Source organism: bacterium, from assembly GCA_035419245.1.
In the GTDB taxonomy this organism is placed as follows: Bacteria; Zhuqueibacterota; Zhuqueibacteria; order Residuimicrobiales; family Residuimicrobiaceae; genus JAKPUX01.
The window spans coordinates 196762-213989 of the sequence record DAOLSP010000004.1; the positions used below are offsets into that span (position 1 = coordinate 196762).

Below are 17228 nucleotides of genomic sequence, written 5' to 3' on the forward strand. Positions count from 1 at the left end.
CCGGCCACGCCTGCGCCCTTGCTCCCTTCCGGGAAACCCTTTGCATCCCTGCAAAATTCTTTTTATATTCTCGCATCCATAGCCGACTTTTCCGCAGAAGGAGTACCCTGGTATGATCCCGATCCTGCATGGCCTCGCCGGCCTGCTCTTCGTCACCTTTCTCGCTTTTCTCTTCTCCACCAATAAAAAAGCCATCAACTGGCGGCTGGTTCTCACCGGCCTACTGCTGCAGTTCCTCTTCGCCTTTCTCGTCATCAAGACTACCGCCGGCCGCGACATCTTTGCCTGGATCAGCCGGCTCTTCGTCATCCTTTTCAGCTTCGCCGCCGACGGCGCCCAGTTTGTCTTCGGTCCCCTGGCCAGGGGCAGCGGCGAGGGCAGTCTCGGGGTGATCTTTGCCTTTCAGGTGCTGCCGACGATCATCTTTTTCGCCTCCTTCATGGCCGTCCTCTACCACCTTGGCGTCATGCAAAAGATCGTCCAGGGCATGGCCTGGGTGATGCAACGCTTCATGAAAACCAGCGGTGCGGAGACTCTCGATGTCGCGGCCAACACCTTCATGGGCCAGACCGAAGCGCCCCTGGTCATCCGCCCCTATCTCTCTTCACTCACCGAATCGGAGCTGTACACCATTATGGCCAGCGGTATGGCGCATATCTCCGGCGGCGTGCTGGCGGCCTACATGCAGATGCTTGGCCTAGCCCTGGCCAAAGCGCGCGGTGTACCTTTGGATGAATCGCAGGTCTTTTTCGCCGGCCATCTCCTTGCGGCTTCGATCATGGCCTTTCCCGCCACCCTGGTGGTAGCCAAGATGCTCGTCCCTGAAACCGCCGAGCCGATGACCATGGGCACCGTCAAGCTCAAGGTGGAGAAAAGCAGCGGCAGCGTCATCGAGGCGGCCGCCGGCGGCGCCGGTGACGGCCTGCGCCTCGCCCTCAACGTCGGCGGCATGCTCATCGCCTTCATCGCTTTGATCGCCCTGATCAACGCCCTGCTCGGCTTCATCGGCAGCGCCACCGGCCTGAACAGCTTCCTTATGGCCCATTTCAACAAACCCCTCAACCTCGAGCTGCTCTTCGGTCTGGTCTTCCAGTTCATCGCCTGGATCATAGGCGTGCCCTGGCACGAGGCCCTCGATGTCGGCAGCCTGATGGGGATCAAACTGGCGGTCAACGAATTCGTCGCCTATCTCAAGATGTCCGATATTGTCGCCACCGGCCAGCTCTCGACCAAATCGATCGTCATCGCCACCTACGCCCTTTGCGGCTTTGCCAACTTCGCTTCGGTCGCCATCCAGATCGGCGGCCTCAGCCCGCTTGCTGAAAACCGCCGCAGCGACATCGCCCGGCTGGGGCTTAAATCGGTGCTTGGCGGCACCATCGCCACCTGGATGACCGCGGCCATCGCCGGATTGCTGACCAATTAATCGAGAGGAAACCATGTCCAAGAACGCAAGCAAATACCGCTGGTTTGTACCCGGGGATATCAACGGCTTTTTTGGCCTGATGTTCGACAACCTGACCGTGCTCTCCTTCCTCGCCGGCATCCTCATCTTCGGATTCAAGTATCCCGCCGATATCGTCTACACCCGCATGCTGCCGGGCACCGCATTCGGCGTCCTCTTCGGCGACTTGGTCTACACCTGGATGGCCTTCCGTCTCGCCCAAAAAACCGGCAAGAGCGATGTGACCGCCATGCCCCTCGGCCTCGATACCCCATCGACCATCGGACTCGCCCTGGTGGTCCTCGGCCCGGCTTTCATCGGCCTGAAAAACGAGGGCTATGCCGAGCGCGACGCCGCGATGATGACCTGGTACATCGGCATGGCGACGATGATGTTCATGGGAGCAATCAAGCTGATCTTTTCCTTCCTCGGCAAATGGGTGCAAAAGATCGTCCCCCAGGCGGGCCTGCTCGGATCGCTCGCCGGCATCGGCCTAGGACTGATCGGCGTGACCCCGCTGATCGACATCTTTGGCATGCCGGTGGTCGGTTTGATCGCCCTCGGACTGATCTTTTACACCCTGGTCGCCGGCATCCGTCTGCCCGGCAAGTTTCCCGGCGTCCTCGCCTCGGTGCTCATCGGCAGTGTGGTCTATTACCTGCTTGGCCCGCTCGGCCTCGCAGGCGGCACCTATGCGGGCCTGCCCGCGCTCAATCTGCACCTCGGGCTGCCCCTGCCAACGCTGGACTTTCTCAAAGGCCTGGCTCCGGCGGTCAAGTATCTGCCCCTGGCCATCCCCTTCGGCATCCTCACCGTCGTCGGCGGCATCAACGTCACCGAGAGCGCCCGGGTCGCCGGAGACGACTATAACACCCGTAACATTCTCTTGACCGAGGCGGTGGCCACCCTGGTCGCCGGCCTGTGCGGCGGCGTCGCCCAGTCGACCCCCTACATTGGCCAGCCCGCCTACAAGAACATGGGCTCGCGCGCCGGCTATACCCTGCTCACCGGCATCTTCGTCGGCCTAGGCGGCATGCTCGGCTATGTCTCCTTCATCATCGAGCTGATTCCGCGCGCCGTGCTCGCGCCGATCCTGGTCTTCGTCGCCTTCGACATCATCATGCAGGCCTTCCACGCCGTTCCCAAACGCCATGCCCCGGCCGTCGCCTTCGCCTTTTTCCCGACGGTCCTGCGCCTACTGGCGATCAAACTCGGCACACCGGATCCGATCGCCGCGGATAAATTTCATGAGCTGATGAACGCCCCCGGCAAGGCCTTGCCGGAGCTGCAGGTCATCACCGCTCTCGGTAACGGCTTTATCGTCACCGCCATGCTCTGGGGGGCCTTCCTCGCCGAACTGATCGACCGCCGACTCAAGATCTCCGCGCTCTATCTGCTGATCCTGGCTGCTTTCTCCTTTTTCGGCATCATCCATTCAGCCATGCCCGACGGCTCGATGTACCTGCCCTGGACGCTGAACGGCCTTGCGCAGCAGGTGCCCTATCAGTTTGCCCTCGCCTATCTCTGCCTGGCGGCCCTCTTTTTCGGGCTCTCGTACACCCGCGAGAGCAAGGGGCCGGTTACCGGCATGGCGCACTAGGCCAGAGACCATGTCCGCCCGCAGGCCTGAAAAGAGGGACCACTGCGCCCGGGTGGCGTCCGTACGCCCGCAGGAGAACAGCGGCGCCACCGTTCGGCAGAAGCCAGGCCGGAGGATATCGGTCCATCGGCTGCCGGCTGATTTCGCCCCCGAACGCTACCGGGGCGCCAACGCGGTGGTCATTGACGCCCTGAGAGCCACCAGCACCGTCATCACCGCCCTGCACCACGGCTGCCGTGAGGTCCATCCGGTTTTTGAAGTGGAGGAGGCCCTCAGCCTGAAATCGCGCTTCGCCGCCGGCGAAGTCCTGCTCGGTGGCGAACGCCATGGCTTCAGGATAACAGGTTTCGATCTCGGCAATTCGCCGCTGGAGTACACCCGGGAGAAGGTCGCGGGCAAACATCTCATCCTCACGACCACCAACGGCACCCGAGCCATGCGCCAGACCGGACTCGCGCACAGGACACTGCTGCTCGCCTTCCTCAACCTGGAGGCGGTGGCGGCCCGGCTGCAGAAGGAGCCGCTTGACCTGCATATCCTCTGTTCCGGCCGCAACGGAGATCGATCCCTCGAGGACGAGGTCTGCGCCGGGATGCTCATCGATCTCCTCACCGCAAATGCGGCAGCCGCACGCGGATGGACGCTGGATGAACCGGCCCGGGAAACTCTGGGCCTGGCTCGGACGCATCGGGATGATCTCTTGGCCATGATGCAAGCAAGCCCGCACGGACGCTTTCTCGCAGAAAACGGGTTCGGCGCCGATCTCACTGTTTGCGCGCGGCTGAACCGCATTCCGATCGTGCCCGAACTGCAGGATGGCACCATCCGCTTGATCTAAAAGGCAAATCGCCCCGGAACCGGGGCGCATGGAGTGGGTGAACTTTTTGGCGGGAAAGTCGTATTACCCTTGGGGAGTAGCACAAGGAGGCGCCATGAAGACCATTGGTGTACCCGGTTTGCTGACCGTATTCCTGCTTTTGATCGGATCCGGCCTTACAGCCGCCCGGGAGGAAGCCCAGGATACTCTCTCGGTGCAGTCCAAGATCGATTCCGTTTACCGGATGCAAAAACAGATCTACCGGGAAATCCGCAATGAACCGCTCGCCGGCAAGCGCATGGGGGTGGAATTCAATTTCATCCGCGCGCTGTTGATCGGCGACGATGTCACCCTCAGCGGCGGCTTCTCGCTTTTCGATGTCGATCGCAACGCCGAGATCGCCTTTCCCATCTATTACGCCCATCCCGATGACCCGAAAAACCTGCGCGAGATCACCGTCGACTGCCACTACCGCTATTTTCTCGGCAACACCCGCAACGGATTCTACCTCAGCGGCTTCGCCCGCTTCGCCCACCTCGAAGGCTATGAAGGAGAGGATGATATCTCCTTCTCTGATTCGGGCAGCCTTTCCCGCGTCAGCTCGACACAGGACAAGATCGGCATCGGTGTGGGCCTGGGGTACCGCAAATTTTCCTACAAAGGCCCCTATTGGGGATGCAGTTTCAGCTTCGGCCGTTATCTCACCGGACGCAACGACATTTTCCACAGCGACTGGGACAATATCGCCTCGTTCAACAACGACGACGGTAAATTCATCGTCGATATCGAGCTGCTGAAATTTGGCTGGGCGTTCTGACAGATGGATCGATGGCACCCACCGGAGGGCGTTCTCCCGAGGAGGCCTGCTCCCGGTTCGACCGCCTGCCCTCAGTGCGCGCTCGGGCGCAGACGCGCGACCGGAATGCCGCAGAGAAAACGCAGCAGGGAAGAGCCGGTATTGCGGTACTGATGCCGGACGTCCGGCGGCACCAGGATAACCGATCCCGGCCCGACCGGCCAGACCCGGTCCTCAATCATCACCTCCCCCTCACCCTCCAGCACATAATTTTCATGCTCATAGGGGTGGGCGTGATCGGGAGAATGGCCCCCTGGCTGGATCTCGATCATGCGCATCACATACACCGGGGCGTCGTCCGCCTCATCGCTGATCAACACCCGGATAGCGGCCCCGGCGGCCTCCGGCCCGACCGCGCGGGCGGGGATGGATTCGAAATGGACTACTTTGGCTTTGGCCATGGTGTTCCCTCCGCTGAAGGTCTCCATTTGAATGAGCAACACGGACAGAGGGGAATTTAATCCGCATTTTACATGCGTGCGATCCAGCTGCAACAGAAAAATCAACCCGTGCGAAATAAATATTGTTATTCCGTGGCGTACTATTTACATTTTGGTAGAAAATGAAAGGAGTCCGTGATGAGACCTAACAAGCTGTTGCTGATCCTGCTTTCGTTTTGTTGTGTACTTCCCCTCACCGCCCAGACTAAAATCTTCATCGAGACCGGCAAGGGGACGCAAACCATCAGCCGCCACCTTTACGGCCACTTTTCCGAACACCTCGGGCGCTGCATCTATGACGGCATCTGGGTGGGCAAAAGCTCCAAAATTCCCAACATCAACGGGTACCGCGCCGACGTCGTCGCCGCCCTGAAGGAGATCGGCATCCCCAACCTACGCTGGCCCGGCGGCTGCTTCGCCGACATCTATCACTGGCAGGACGGCATCGGCCCGCAGACCAGACGCTTGCCCATCCTCAACTACCACTGGGGTAACGTCACCGAGGACAACAGCTTCGGCACGCACGAGTTTCTTGATCTCTGCGAACTGCTCGAATGCGAACCCTACTTGGCCGCCAACATGGGCACCGGCACCCCGCGCGAGCTCAAGGATTGGGTGCAGTATGTCAATGCCGGCGGGACCAGTCCCATGACCACCCTGCGCGCCGCCAACGGCCGGGCCAAGCCCTGGGCCGTCCATTATTGGGGTATTGGCAACGAAGTCTGGGGCTGCGGCGGCAACATGAACGCCGAATACTACGCCAATATCTACAACCACTTCGCCACCTTTTGCCGCGACTATGACGACACCCGCTGCCAGCGCATCGCCTGCGGACCCTACGGCGGCGATACGACCTGGACCGCCACGCTGCTGAAAAACGTCAACCGCGGCCTTCTTCAGGGCATCTCGATGCACTACTACACCGTGGCTCGCGGCGACTGGAACAAGAAGGGCTCGGCTACTCAGTTCACCGAGGCGGAGTGGTTCGAACAGATCAAGGCCACTCTGCAGATGGAGGAGGCCATCAACCTGAACGCCCGGGTCATGGACCGCTTCGATCCTAAAAAGGAGATCGGTCTGGTGGTCGACGAGTGGGGCGACTGGTACGACGTGGAACCAGGGACCAACGGCGGCTTTCTCTATCAGCAGAACAGCCTGCGCGATGCTCTGGTCGCTGCGATCAACCTCAATATCTTCAATAACCACTGCGACCGCGTCAAGATGGCTAACATCGCCCAGACTGTCAACGTCCTGCAGTCGATCGTCCTGACGCGTGGCACCGAGACGGTGCGTACCCCGACCTATTATGCCTTCCGGCTCTTCCGGCCGCATCATGACGCCACTCTGCTGCCCAGCCGTGTCGAGTCCGCCCTGTATTCCTTCGGCGGCCAGAGTATCCCCGCGGTCACGGTCTCGGCATCGAAGGACCGCGCCGGCGTCATCCACATCACCCTCACCAACGCCGATCCCAACAAGAGCCAGGAGATCGCCTGCAACCTCAGCGGATTATCGCCGGAGCAGGTCGACGGCCGGATCATCACCGCCGATAGCATGACGGCTTTTAACGATTTCGGCAAGCCCGAGGCCGTCAGGATCCAGCCCTTTGAAGGCGAGCGCATCTTTGGCGACAAGCTTCTGCTGACCCTGCCAGCCAAATCGGTGCTGATGCTGGAGGTGCGCTAGCAGCGGCGGGTGCCCCATTCTCGCTTCCACCCGGGTCGCGCTCTCGGCTCGATAGCCAGGAGCAATCCCGGTATTCTCGTCCCCACCCGGGTCGCGCCCTCGGCTCGATGCCCTGGCGCAGTCCAGGTGTGCGTTTTCAAGGAAACAGCTGTGCCGGAATCGATAGCCTTAAAAAAAGAACAAATAGAGTGTTACCGGGATTACACTTTCTGCCGCACGCCTCAGCGTCAGGTGCGCAGCATCCCGGACGCCCTGCGCTTCGTCAATGCTGTGGGCTTTTGCTTCGCCTTCAGCGCGCGGAGCGCCGAGTTGCCCTGCCTCTGGAATGCGGCCTGCGGCGAACGCAGCCCGGTCTATCCCGAGCACACCCACTCGGATCCCTTCATCAGCCTGGTATGGCAAGTCAAGGATGAGCTGCCTGCGCAGCGGGCGATCTATTACGGCAAGGCGATCCGACAGCGGCCCGCGATGATCTCACTCGCCTTCCTCCCCGCCTTTTACCGGCTGATCGCCGGAAAACGCGGCGAGGATCGCTATCTGGCGGAGTACATGGCCGGGGCGCTCTCCCCCGCGGCGCGACGCATCATGGAGGCCCTGACCGAACGCTCGCCCCAGATCACCTCCGAGTTAAAACTCTCCAGCGGTTACGCCCATCCCCGCAAACGCGCCGAATTCGACCGCGGCATGGCCGAACTGCAGATGCGTATGCACCTTTGCAAGATCGCCGAATTCTACGATCCCTTCACCTTTCTCTGGGAGTTGTTCACCGTCCGGTATGCCGAAGCAGCCGAAGCCGCCCGGAAGCTGACCTCCGCACAGGCCCGGTTCGCGATCCTGCGCCGCTATTTTGCCATCGCCGGAGCCGCGGGAGCAACCTCGATCCAGCGTCTTTTCGGCTGGCCCGCCGGGGATATCGGCCAGAGCCTGGAACAGCTCCTGGAGGAGGGGACGATTCTGCCGGCCAGGGTCGCAACGGCGGGGGCGCGTCCGGAAATTTTATTCTGTATCAAATCCTTCCCGATACCGTATACGGAGTGTTAATCCCTGATGGCATTTCCGTTATCAAGAAGGAGGATCTATGCAAACTATAACCCGAAGATCCTTTCTCAAAACCTCAGCCATGGGTGTTGCCGCCGGGGCGCTCATCATGGACGGCGGCTGGCTGAGTCATTCCCGAGGTGAAACCATGGATTACTTCGCGTCTGAATTCGGCATCAGCGATGCCCTCTGCGAAAAAGTGCTCGCCCGGGCGTTGGCCAAGGGCGGTGATTTCGCCGATCTCTTTTTCGAGCACACTATCTCGAACTATCTGATCCTCGAGGACGGCCAAGTCAACCGCGCCTACGGCGAGATCGCCCTGGGCGTCGGCATCCGCACGGTCAAGGGGGACCAGGTGGGTTATGGCTACACGCAGGAGCTGGAAGAAAAACCGATGCTCGCCGCGGCCGCCACCGCAGCCACCATAGCCGCTGGCACCCAGATGGCTCCGGCAGTGAAATTTTCTAAAATCACCCTACCCAACCGTTACCCTTTGGAAAAGCTCTACTCGGCTGTGCCGCTTTCGGACAAGTTGCCCCTGGTGCAATCCGCCAACGACATGTGCTTCGCCCTTTCCAGTGAGATCATCAAGGTCAACGCCACGCTCAACGATCAACAAAAACGCATCCTCATCGTCACCAGCGACGGAGTCAAGGCAGAGGATCTGCAGCCCAACGGTTTTCTCGCCGTCTCGGTCACCGCTGAACGCAACGGCCGCCGTGAGCGTGCCGGCTACAACTTGGGCGGCCGCCGGAATTTCTCCTACTATACCCCGGCCCTGGTCGATGAGTTGTGCAGCGAGGCGGTCGGCCGCGTGCTGGTCCTCTTTGAGGCGGTCAAACCCCCGGCCGGGGAGATGCCCGTGGTCCTCGGTCCCGGCGTCACCGGCGTCCTGCTGCATGAAGCAATCGGTCATGGCATGGAGGCCGATTTCAACCGTAAAAAGATCTCGACCTTTGCCACCATGCTCGGCAAAAAGGTGGCCGAGCCCTTCGTCAACATCGTGGACGACGCCACCAACGAACGATTGCCGGGCTCTCTCAATATCGATGACGAAGGCACGCCCGGCCAGAAAACCTTGCTGGTCGAGAACGGCATCCTCACCTCCTACCTGCACGACAAGATCTCGGCCCAATTCTACAAGGTGAAATCGACCGGCAACGGCCGCCGCCAGAGTTACGAGCATTATGTCCAACCGCGCATGCGCAACACCTACATGCTCGCCGGGCCAGCCACTCCCGAGGAGGTGATCGCCAGCGTAGATAAAGGCATCTATGTCAAGGACGTCAGCAATGGCCAGGTCAAGATCGGCGAAGGCGATTTCGCCTTTTATGTCTCCCAGGGCCGGATGATCGAAAATGGAAAACTCACCGCCCCCATCAAGGATGTCAATATCATGGGTAACGGGCCCAAAATGCTCGCCAATATCACCATGCTCGCCAACGATCTGGAAATGAACCGCGGCGGCGCCGGCATGTGCGGTAAGGGTGGCCAGAGCGTACCCGTCGGCTTCGGGCAACCTACCTGCCGGGTCCAGTCGATGACCGTCGGCGGCGTGCAATCATGAGGAGGAGCGCCATGAACAAGGAACTTTTCGATCTGGCCTCCTGGGCCATCGAGACCGCAAAAAAAAACGGGGCTGCCGCGAGCCGCGTCGCCATAGACCGCGAACGTTCGGTCGAGATCAGCTATCGCGAACGCAGACCAGAAAACATCAAGGAGGCCGCCAAGCGGACCCTGAGCATCGAAATCTTCGTCGACGGCCGCTTTTCCGGACAGACGACCTCGGACCTGCGCAAGAAAGCCTTGCAGGAGTTCATCACCAACGCCGTCGGGACTACCCGTCTCCTGGCAAAAGATCCCTACCGCTCCCTGCCTGATCCGCGCTATTATCAGGGCCGCTCGACTGCCGATCTGCAGCTGACCGATGCGACCTACGGCCAATATACCCCGGAGGAACGGCATAAAACCGCCCGCGCCATGGAAGAGGCCTGCCTGGAAACCGGCGGCGACAAGGTCGTCTCGGTCACGGCACAGGCGCAGGATGGCGAAAGCGAATCGGTACTGCTCACGAGCAATGGCCTCGAGGGGTATCATGCCTCCACCTATTATGTCGGCGTTGCTAACATGACCGCACAGGATGCGGGAGATCGCCGTCCCAATGGCTATCATTATGCCGTTGCTATCCGTCGCAACGACCTGCCCAAACCGGAGGAGATCGGCCGCACCGCGGCGATGAATACCCTTGACCTGCTCGGGGCTAAAAAAATCAAGACCGAAACCCTGCCGGTCATCATCCGCAATCAGGACGTGCCACGAGTATTGAATGCCCTTTTGGCGGCGATGTACGGTTCCAGCATCCAGCAAAAGCGCTCCTTCCTGGCCGATAAGAAAGGCCAGAAAATCGCCAGCGACGTTCTCACCCTGATCGACGATCCCCTGCTGGTCGGCGGGCTGGGAAGCCGCGCCTTCGATGGCGACGGCCTGGCGGCGCGCAAGCGGATCATGATCGACAAAGGGGTATTGAACGACTTTTTCGTGGACTGGTACTACAGCCGCAAGCTGGGCTGGGAACCGACCACCGGCGGACCCAGCAACCTCATCATCCCGCCGGGCAGCCGTTCCGTGGTGGAAATCATGAAGGAACTTGGGCGCGGCATCTATATCACCGGTTTCATCGGCGGCAATTCCAACTCCACCACCGGCGACAGCTCGATCGGCATCCTCGGCAAGCTCTTTGAGAACGGCGTGCCGGTGCAGTCGGTCGCCGAGATGAACATCGCCGGCAACCATTTGGAGTTCTGGCATAAGCTGATCGAGGCGGCGAATGATCCCTGGCCCTACTCCTCGTGGCGGACGCCGAGCCTGGTCTTTAAGGAGGTGTTGGTCTCGGGCATCTGAGCCGAGCCTCCGGATCCCGCCCAACCCATCCGGTTGGGCACGAGAGTAAAAGCCCGGGGCCGGCTGCCCCGGGCTTCGCTGCGCACTCTCGGTCTCACCCGGCAGCCGGGTTTCGCGTCCCCTCGGCTCAACCCGGACCTCCGGCCATTGCTATCCCTGGCTCCCGGCCTTTGTGGCTTGCTCTCGTTCCCACCCGGCTGCCCCGTCTCCTGCTTCTTTTTGCCTCATGGCCAACTTTTCCTTGACTTTGATGCATAAATAGCTAAATTAGGTTTACAGATTCCCGCACGAACACCTGCACATTTTTTGCATCATTTCCACAGCGAATCTTACATTTACAGCCCAATAAAGCCATGGTCCTAACTCAACGGAGGCGGTGAATGATTAAAAAGTGGTTTTTAATCATCAGTTCACTGGTATGGGCCTTTTCACTCCACGCCGGCGTCACCGGCAAGATCGCCGGAAAAATAACCGATGCCCAGACCAGGCAGCCTGTCCCGGGGGTCAATGTCCTGGTAGAAGGTACCAGTATGGGGAGCATTACGGATGTCAATGGCCAATATACCATCCTCAACATCCCGCCAGGAAGTTATACGGTGCGCGCGTCCATGATCGGATTCACCACCGTGCGGGTGGAGGGGGTGAAGGTTTCCATCGATCTCACAAGCCGGGTGAATGTCAATCTCAGCTCGGAGGTCCTCAACATCACCGACGCCATCACGGTGGTGGCGCAGCGGCCGATGATTCAGAAGGATGAGGTAGCCACCAAGCACTATATCTCCACCGAGGAGATCGAGCTGCAGCCGGTCGACTCCTTCCAGGAGATTGCGCGCAACCAGGCGGGCGTGGTCGGCAACCACTTTCGCGGCGGCCGCGGCAGCGACGTGCTGGTGCTCATCGACGGCATCCCGGTGCGCGACCCCTCAGGCGAGTATGCCGGTAACATGGGCGGTTTCACCAGCAACGTCCCCAATTATGGTATCGAGGAGCTTGAAGTCGCCCTCGGCGGTTTTGGCGCCGAATACGGCAACGTCCAGTCCGGTGTGCTCAACCTCGCCATGAAAGAGGGTTCAAACCGTTACAGCGGCCGCTTCCGCGCCTCCACCACCGATTTCGGCAGCGCCAGCATCAATACCCCTCTGAACCGCAAGATTTATGAGGCCGCGCTTTCAGGGCCGGTCCCGCTGGCCAAAAAGCTGCTGCCCGGTTCGCTCTCCTTCTCCCTCTCCGGCGAGCTCACCGACCAGGACCACGGCTGGTATTTCAATCAGTACACCTATGACCGCACGCTGCAGGGCAAGTTGACCTGGCGGATCTCACCCAGCTACAAGCTGACCTACGGCACCCTCTACAATCAGGACGACTGGGACCAGTACTACTTCTGGGCGGCTAAATATGGTCCCGGCGCCGAGTATCAACAGCATCAGTACCAATACGTCGACAATGCCACCCTCTATAATTATCTCTATGTCACCAATCCCGCCGAATTCAAGGCCCGGCAGGGTGCCATCAATGCCATTTCCGGAACCTACAACGGCAAGGATTACACCAAAATGCAGACCTATTACGTCGGCGGCATGCAGGATTATCTCTGGAACTATGAGAAGCGCAGCAACACCAATTATCTGATCTGGACGCACGCCCTCAATCCGCGCACCTATTACGAGATCCGCGCCCAGCACTTTTTCTCCAACTACCATTATGCCACCCCCGACGTCGAAGACCGTGACAACGATGGCAATACCAAGGAGGATCTGGTCTGGGACACGGCCCAGCCCGGGCCGCATCCCATCTACCGCGAACGCGAGAACAACCTCTGGTGGGTGCGCGGCGACGATCCCGGCTACCTCTATCAGGCCTCATGGACCAAATCGGTCAAGGCCGATCTGGTCAGCCAGGTTAACCAGAACCACTTGCTCAAGGGCGGCATCGAGTTCTATGACAACCGCACCAAGGTGGAGAACATCAGCTGGACCCTGGCCCTGGAGACCCAGCGCAAAGATATCTGGGACAAGGATGCCTATGATCTCGGCGCCTATCTCCAGGACAAACTCGAGTTCGAGGGCATCATCGCGCTGATCGGTCTCCGCTATGACGCCTTCAATCCCAACGGCCTCGGCGATCCGATCTACTATCCGGCCGATTTCGGCAATCCCTTCTCCCAGGTGGTCGGGGATGTGCCGGTTCTCCTCAATCCGCAAAAACCCAGTGTCAAACACCAGCTCAGCCCGCGCATCGGCATCTCGCATCCCATCACCGACCGCGATGTGATCCACTATACCTATGGCCACTACTTCCAGCGGCCCGATCTCTACTGGCTCTTCCGCAACAATAAATATCAGGCTCTGACCAAGGTCGGCAACTACATCGGCAATCCCAACCTCAATCCGGAAAAGACTGTGGCTTACGAGATCGGCCTCGAGCACCAGTTCAACGACGACATCAAGGGGACGGTCACCGGTTATTACAAGGACATATCCAACCTGGTCGACCAGATGAAATATGTCGGCCGCTCGATCCAGAACATCGAGATGAATGTCTTCACCAACGCAGACTACGGCAATGTCAAGGGCCTCGAGTTCACCCTCAGCAAGCGCCTCGGCCGGTATTGGGGCGGCACGGTCAATTATACCTACTCGGTCGCCAAGGGCCGCAGCTCCGATGCCTTCGGCGGTTATGGCAGCTTCACCGACGCCAAGCGTATGAACCTGCTCGACTATGACCAAACCCACACCGTCAACGCCAACATCAGCCTGCGCACCCCCGGCGAATTCGGCCCGAAATTCGCCGGCATCCGCCCTCTGGCCAACTGGCAGAGCAACATCCAGTTCGCCTACGGCAGCGGCCTTCCCTACTCCAGCTATGGCACCAACAAGGTCAACGACCAGCGCCTGCCCTGGACCAGCACGACCGACCTCAAGCTGATGCGCCAGTTCGCGCTCGCGCCGCTCAAGCTGGACCTCTTCATCGATGTTTTCAACCTCTTCGACCGCAAGAATGTGAACTATATCAACAGTTCGCAATATTACGAGATCACCGGTGACCCCTCCGTCATCATGCTCGATGTGGATGGCGTGAACTATATCCGCAATCCCCAGGTCTGGGATAATGGCCGCCAGGTTCGCGCCGGCGTCGCCATTCAACTATAAGGGAGGCTATTCATGGTCAAAGTGAATCGATATATCACCGCCGGAACGCTCCTGCTGCTGTTCCTTCTCTGCCTCTCGCTGAGCGGAAGGGCGGCCGACAGTCCGGAGCACCGGGCCCGCCTGCATAAAACCGCCACCCTATCGGCCGCTTCGCCGATCGTGCCGGACAATTGGAAATTCCACAAGATCGGCACCCTGTGGTCGCGGGTGACCAATTTCAGCTACATGGGCGATGACGCCTACAACAACCGCACCCCTTCGTGCGACTATCCGGGGGGCTCGGGCAATTCCTACCTCTACCGCGGCACCATCTGGCTCACGGCTCTGGTCGACGGCGTGCCCCACTCGACCCAGGGCGATGACCACGAGTTTTCGCCGCTCGACTCAGTCCATGTTTACACCGGTCCCGGCGCCCGTTCCGAGGAGGATACCTGGACCCGCTACTATGACGTCTCGGCGCCGCTGGCGAGCGCCCATTTTCCACTCGGCGTCGAGGTGGTCGAACGCACCTACGCCTGGAGCGCCAGCTGGGCCGGCGATTTCATCATTTATGAATATACAGTCAAAAACGTCGGAATCGACACCAACGGCGACGAGCTGCCCGACACCCCGCGCAATCTTGACCAGTTCTACTTCACCATCCGCTTCGACGGCGACGTCTCCAAGCTGCCGAGCTGGGGCGCGGAATCCAAGTTCTGCAATATTGACGACTATGTCCTCAGCAATGCCCAGCCCTGGAATTCGTGGATCAAGGATTTTCCCGAGATGGCCGGCCGGCCCCATACCCTCACCGACGCCGATCTTGACAGCAGCATGATCTTCATGTGGGACGGCGATAACCCCAGCTATCCCGCCGATAACGGCGTCGCTGACGATTTCGGCAATCCCGGTCCCGACGGCAAGCTCCAGACCCCTGGCTTCCTCGGCTTCAAGATCCTCAAGACCGAACCCTATCTCAAGCCGAGTTCCTTCCACCAGTGCCAGATCTACAACGATCCCTCAACCGATCTCGAGGCCTGGACCAAGATGATCAACGTCCATTCTTACGACGGCCTACTCTACAGCAAGGGCAAGCCTTACGCCTACGATTATCGCGGCATTCTCTCTTTCGGGCCGATCGAAAAATTCATGTACGGCGACTCGTTCAAGGTCACCGCAGCCCTCTCGGTGGGCAGCGACCCGGACAGCGGCGGGGTCTACAGCCTGATGAAACTGGTGAAAAACTTCAAGACCGCCCAGTTCATCGTCGACAACAACTACAACATCTCCTCGGAAGCCCTCGCACCGGCAGCGCCCAGGGTTCAGGCCGAACCAGTGATCACCAATGGCCAGGTGACCGGCATCAAAGTGACCTGGGACAACGCGGCGACTGCGCACAAGTATTTTGAAGGGTATAAAGTATGGAAGGCGGTCGGCAAGAACGCCCAGGGCTCCTATGACTGGATGCCCCTCGGCGTCGGCACCTATTCCATTGCGGCCGGTGGCACCTGGCCGCCCCCGGCAGGCAGCCAGGCTGGCACCTTCGCCCTCATCGATACGGATATCATAAATGGATTCGATTACACCTATTCGGTGCAATCCTTCACCCCCGACATCAACGATCCAATCCCTCTCGGGGTGATTCAGAGCAACATCCTCGCCAGCGCCATCACCCTCTCGCCGGCCAATCCGGTGGCTGCCACCCTCGACCATGTTTTGGTCGTGCCCAATCCCTACATCGGCAGTGCCATCTGGAACAATCCCATGCCGAGCGACACCGATCCCTGGCAACATCGTATCCAGTTCACCAATCTCCCGGCCGACGCCACGGTCAAGATTTTCACCCTGGATGGGGATCTGATCGACGAAATCCATGCCGGCCAGGGTGTGCGCAAGACCGCCAATGGCGCGGTGCCGGGTGCGGCTAGTGTGGCGGAATGGGATGTCATCACCCGCAACAACCAGGAAGCTGCTCCGGGGCTCTATATGTACGTAGTGGATTCGCCCTCACTCGGCCAGAAGATCGGCAAATTTGTCATCATCCAGTAAGCGCGGTGACCAACCGAGAGAACTATGGATTTGTATAAACGAGGATGAACCATGAAAACTCTTACCTATACTCTTCCCATCCTGGTGCTCGTCAGCCTGGCTGGCTGGTGCTTCGGCCAGAGCTTTGCGCCGGTGGGAACGTCGGTGGCCCAGTTTCTCGAAGTGGGCACCGGCGCCCGTGCAACCGGACTCGGTCAAGCCTGCACCGGCATCGCCGCGGGCGCGGAAGCCGCCTTTTGGAATCCAGCCGGCCTGGCGGAGACCAGCGGCCAGAATTTTTACAGCTCCTTCAGCACCTGGCCGGCGGACATCTCGCTGCTCGGCCTCTCCTATGCGGTGAATCTCGGCAGCGCCGGCGTGATCGGCATCAGCGGCGTCTATCTGATGACCGATGATATGGAGATCACCACCCTGGCCCAGCCGGGCGGCACCGGCAATTATTTCAATATCAGCAATTTCAGCGCCGGACTCTCCTACGCCCGCTATCTCACCGACCGCTTCTGCGTCGGCGTCACCGGCAAGGTCGTACATGAGAAGTACTGGACCAATGGCTATACCAACTGGGCCCTGGACCTCGGCACCCAGTATCACACCGATTTCCACGGCCTGCGCCTCGGCATGTCCATTCTCCATTTTGGCCCGGAGGTGACGTTCAGCGGCAGTTTCATCGATTACAGCGACTCCAAATCCTACAGCGTCAACAAATCCAAGTCGTTCAATTCCTACTCGCTGCCGATCAATTTCCGCTTCGGCGCCGCCATCGATCTGTTGAACAACGATCAGCACCGCCTGACCACGGCGGTGGATATGGTCCACCCCAACAACAACCTCGAGCAGTACAACGTGGGGCTGGAATACGGCTTCAACCGGATGTTCTTCCTGCGCGGCGGCTACCAGATTCAGGCCGACGAGGGCGGCCTGGGGCTTGGTCTGGGGGTGCAGACGACGATGAGCGGTCACCTCGGCGTGACCTTCGATTACTCCTATGCCGATCTCGGTATTCTCACCTCCGCCCACCGCTTTTCGCTGGCGATCACCTACTGACCACCCCCGGCGCGATTTAACGAGAAGAGCCTCCGTTTGGAGGCTCTTTTTTTTCGCTGGTGCCCACCTGACTTGCGGCCGGGCTGCACGGACTCATCCACCTTGCAGCCGGGCCGCTCGTGCCCGCGCGCGTGGCACCTCCTATGTACCCCCATGGTTTATACCTCTCCCATTCAGAATCCCGGCAAAAAAAATCCCCCGGCCGAATGATCCTGCCGGGGGAGCAAA

At 59.9% G+C, this 17228-nt stretch carries 12 protein-coding genes; 11 read left to right on the forward strand and 1 reads right to left on the reverse strand.

The window, feature by feature from the left end; genetic code table 11:
* The first annotated feature begins 112 nt into the window (after positions 1-112).
* From PLH32_08365 to PLH32_08380, 4 genes are all read left to right on the forward strand, one after another.
* Positions 113-1426 (forward strand): nucleoside transporter C-terminal domain-containing protein, encoded by a 1314-nt coding sequence (locus tag PLH32_08365; protein HQJ64611.1) that lies wholly within the window; start codon positions 113-115, stop codon positions 1424-1426.
* A gap of 13 nt (positions 1427-1439) precedes the next feature.
* Complete coding sequence (locus PLH32_08370; protein ID HQJ64612.1) at positions 1440-3044, forward strand: hypothetical protein; 1605 nt, start codon at positions 1440-1442, stop codon at positions 3042-3044.
* Positions 3045-3054: 10 nt separating this feature from the next.
* On the forward strand, positions 3055-3882 hold the full coding sequence (locus PLH32_08375; GenBank protein HQJ64613.1) for a 2-phosphosulfolactate phosphatase: 828 nt from the start codon (positions 3055-3057) through the stop codon (positions 3880-3882).
* Positions 3883-3976: 94 nt separating this feature from the next.
* Positions 3977-4678 carry a hypothetical protein gene (locus tag PLH32_08380; protein ID HQJ64614.1) on the forward strand — a complete coding sequence of 234 codons (702 nt, stop codon included), beginning with the start codon at positions 3977-3979 and terminating at the stop codon, positions 4676-4678.
* Positions 4679-4749: 71 nt separating this feature from the next.
* Here PLH32_08380 and PLH32_08385 read toward each other — a convergent pair whose 3' ends face one another.
* On the reverse strand, positions 4750-5118 hold the full coding sequence (locus PLH32_08385) for a cupin domain-containing protein (protein HQJ64615.1): 369 nt from the start codon (positions 5116-5118) through the stop codon (positions 4750-4752).
* 177 nt (positions 5119-5295) lie between these two features.
* Between PLH32_08385 and PLH32_08390 the strand changes: the two genes are divergently transcribed.
* The 7 genes from PLH32_08390 to PLH32_08420 all read left to right on the forward strand — a co-directional run bounded on the left by PLH32_08390 (position 5296) and on the right by PLH32_08420 (position 17000).
* Positions 5296-6840: an alpha-L-arabinofuranosidase C-terminal domain-containing protein gene (locus PLH32_08390; GenBank protein HQJ64616.1), complete on the forward strand. Its 1545-nt coding sequence runs from the start codon at positions 5296-5298 to the stop codon at positions 6838-6840.
* A gap of 150 nt (positions 6841-6990) precedes the next feature.
* Positions 6991-7881: a hypothetical protein gene (locus PLH32_08395; protein HQJ64617.1), complete on the forward strand. Its 891-nt coding sequence runs from the start codon at positions 6991-6993 to the stop codon at positions 7879-7881.
* 37 nt (positions 7882-7918) lie between these two features.
* Positions 7919-9445, forward strand: a complete 1527-nt coding sequence (locus PLH32_08400; GenBank protein HQJ64618.1) for a metallopeptidase TldD-related protein — start codon at positions 7919-7921, stop codon at positions 9443-9445.
* An 11-nt stretch (positions 9446-9456) separates the two neighbouring features.
* Positions 9457-10779 carry a TldD/PmbA family protein gene (locus PLH32_08405; GenBank protein HQJ64619.1) on the forward strand — a complete coding sequence of 441 codons (1323 nt, stop codon included), beginning with the start codon at positions 9457-9459 and terminating at the stop codon, positions 10777-10779.
* Positions 10780-11159: 380 nt separating this feature from the next.
* Positions 11160-13928: a TonB-dependent receptor gene (locus tag PLH32_08410; protein ID HQJ64620.1), complete on the forward strand. Its 2769-nt coding sequence runs from the start codon at positions 11160-11162 to the stop codon at positions 13926-13928.
* Positions 13929-13940: 12 nt separating this feature from the next.
* The gene (locus PLH32_08415) at positions 13941-15956 is read left to right on the forward strand and encodes a hypothetical protein (GenBank protein ID HQJ64621.1); all 2016 of its coding nucleotides are present in this window, start codon (positions 13941-13943) and stop codon (positions 15954-15956) included.
* Between the two features lie 51 nt (positions 15957-16007).
* Positions 16008-17000 (forward strand): PorV/PorQ family protein, encoded by a 993-nt coding sequence (locus PLH32_08420; protein ID HQJ64622.1) that lies wholly within the window; start codon positions 16008-16010, stop codon positions 16998-17000.
* Positions 17001-17228 lie beyond the last annotated feature (228 nt).

Bases quoted from the DNA above. Each gene is read 5' to 3' on its own strand.
- PLH32_08400 (HQJ64618.1), top strand. From the start codon at position 7,919: ATGCAAACTATAACCCGAAGATCCTTTCTCAAAACCTCAGCCATGGGT.
- PLH32_08390 (HQJ64616.1), top strand. From the start codon at position 5,296: ATGAGACCTAACAAGCTGTTGCTGATCCTGCTTTCGTTTTGTTGTGTA.
- PLH32_08385 (HQJ64615.1), bottom strand. From the start codon at position 5,118: ATGGCCAAAGCCAAAGTAGTCCATTTCGAATCCATCCCCGCCCGCGCG.
- PLH32_08380 (HQJ64614.1), top strand. From the start codon at position 3,977: ATGAAGACCATTGGTGTACCCGGTTTGCTGACCGTATTCCTGCTTTTG.
- PLH32_08370 (HQJ64612.1), top strand. From the start codon at position 1,440: ATGTCCAAGAACGCAAGCAAATACCGCTGGTTTGTACCCGGGGATATC.
- PLH32_08365 (HQJ64611.1), top strand. From the start codon at position 113: ATGATCCCGATCCTGCATGGCCTCGCCGGCCTGCTCTTCGTCACCTTT.
- PLH32_08420 (HQJ64622.1), top strand. From the start codon at position 16,008: ATGAAAACTCTTACCTATACTCTTCCCATCCTGGTGCTCGTCAGCCTG.
- PLH32_08410 (HQJ64620.1), top strand. From the start codon at position 11,160: ATGATTAAAAAGTGGTTTTTAATCATCAGTTCACTGGTATGGGCCTTT.
- PLH32_08375 (HQJ64613.1), top strand. From the start codon at position 3,055: ATGTCCGCCCGCAGGCCTGAAAAGAGGGACCACTGCGCCCGGGTGGCG.
- PLH32_08415 (HQJ64621.1), top strand. From the start codon at position 13,941: ATGGTCAAAGTGAATCGATATATCACCGCCGGAACGCTCCTGCTGCTG.
- PLH32_08405 (HQJ64619.1), top strand. From the start codon at position 9,457: ATGAACAAGGAACTTTTCGATCTGGCCTCCTGGGCCATCGAGACCGCA.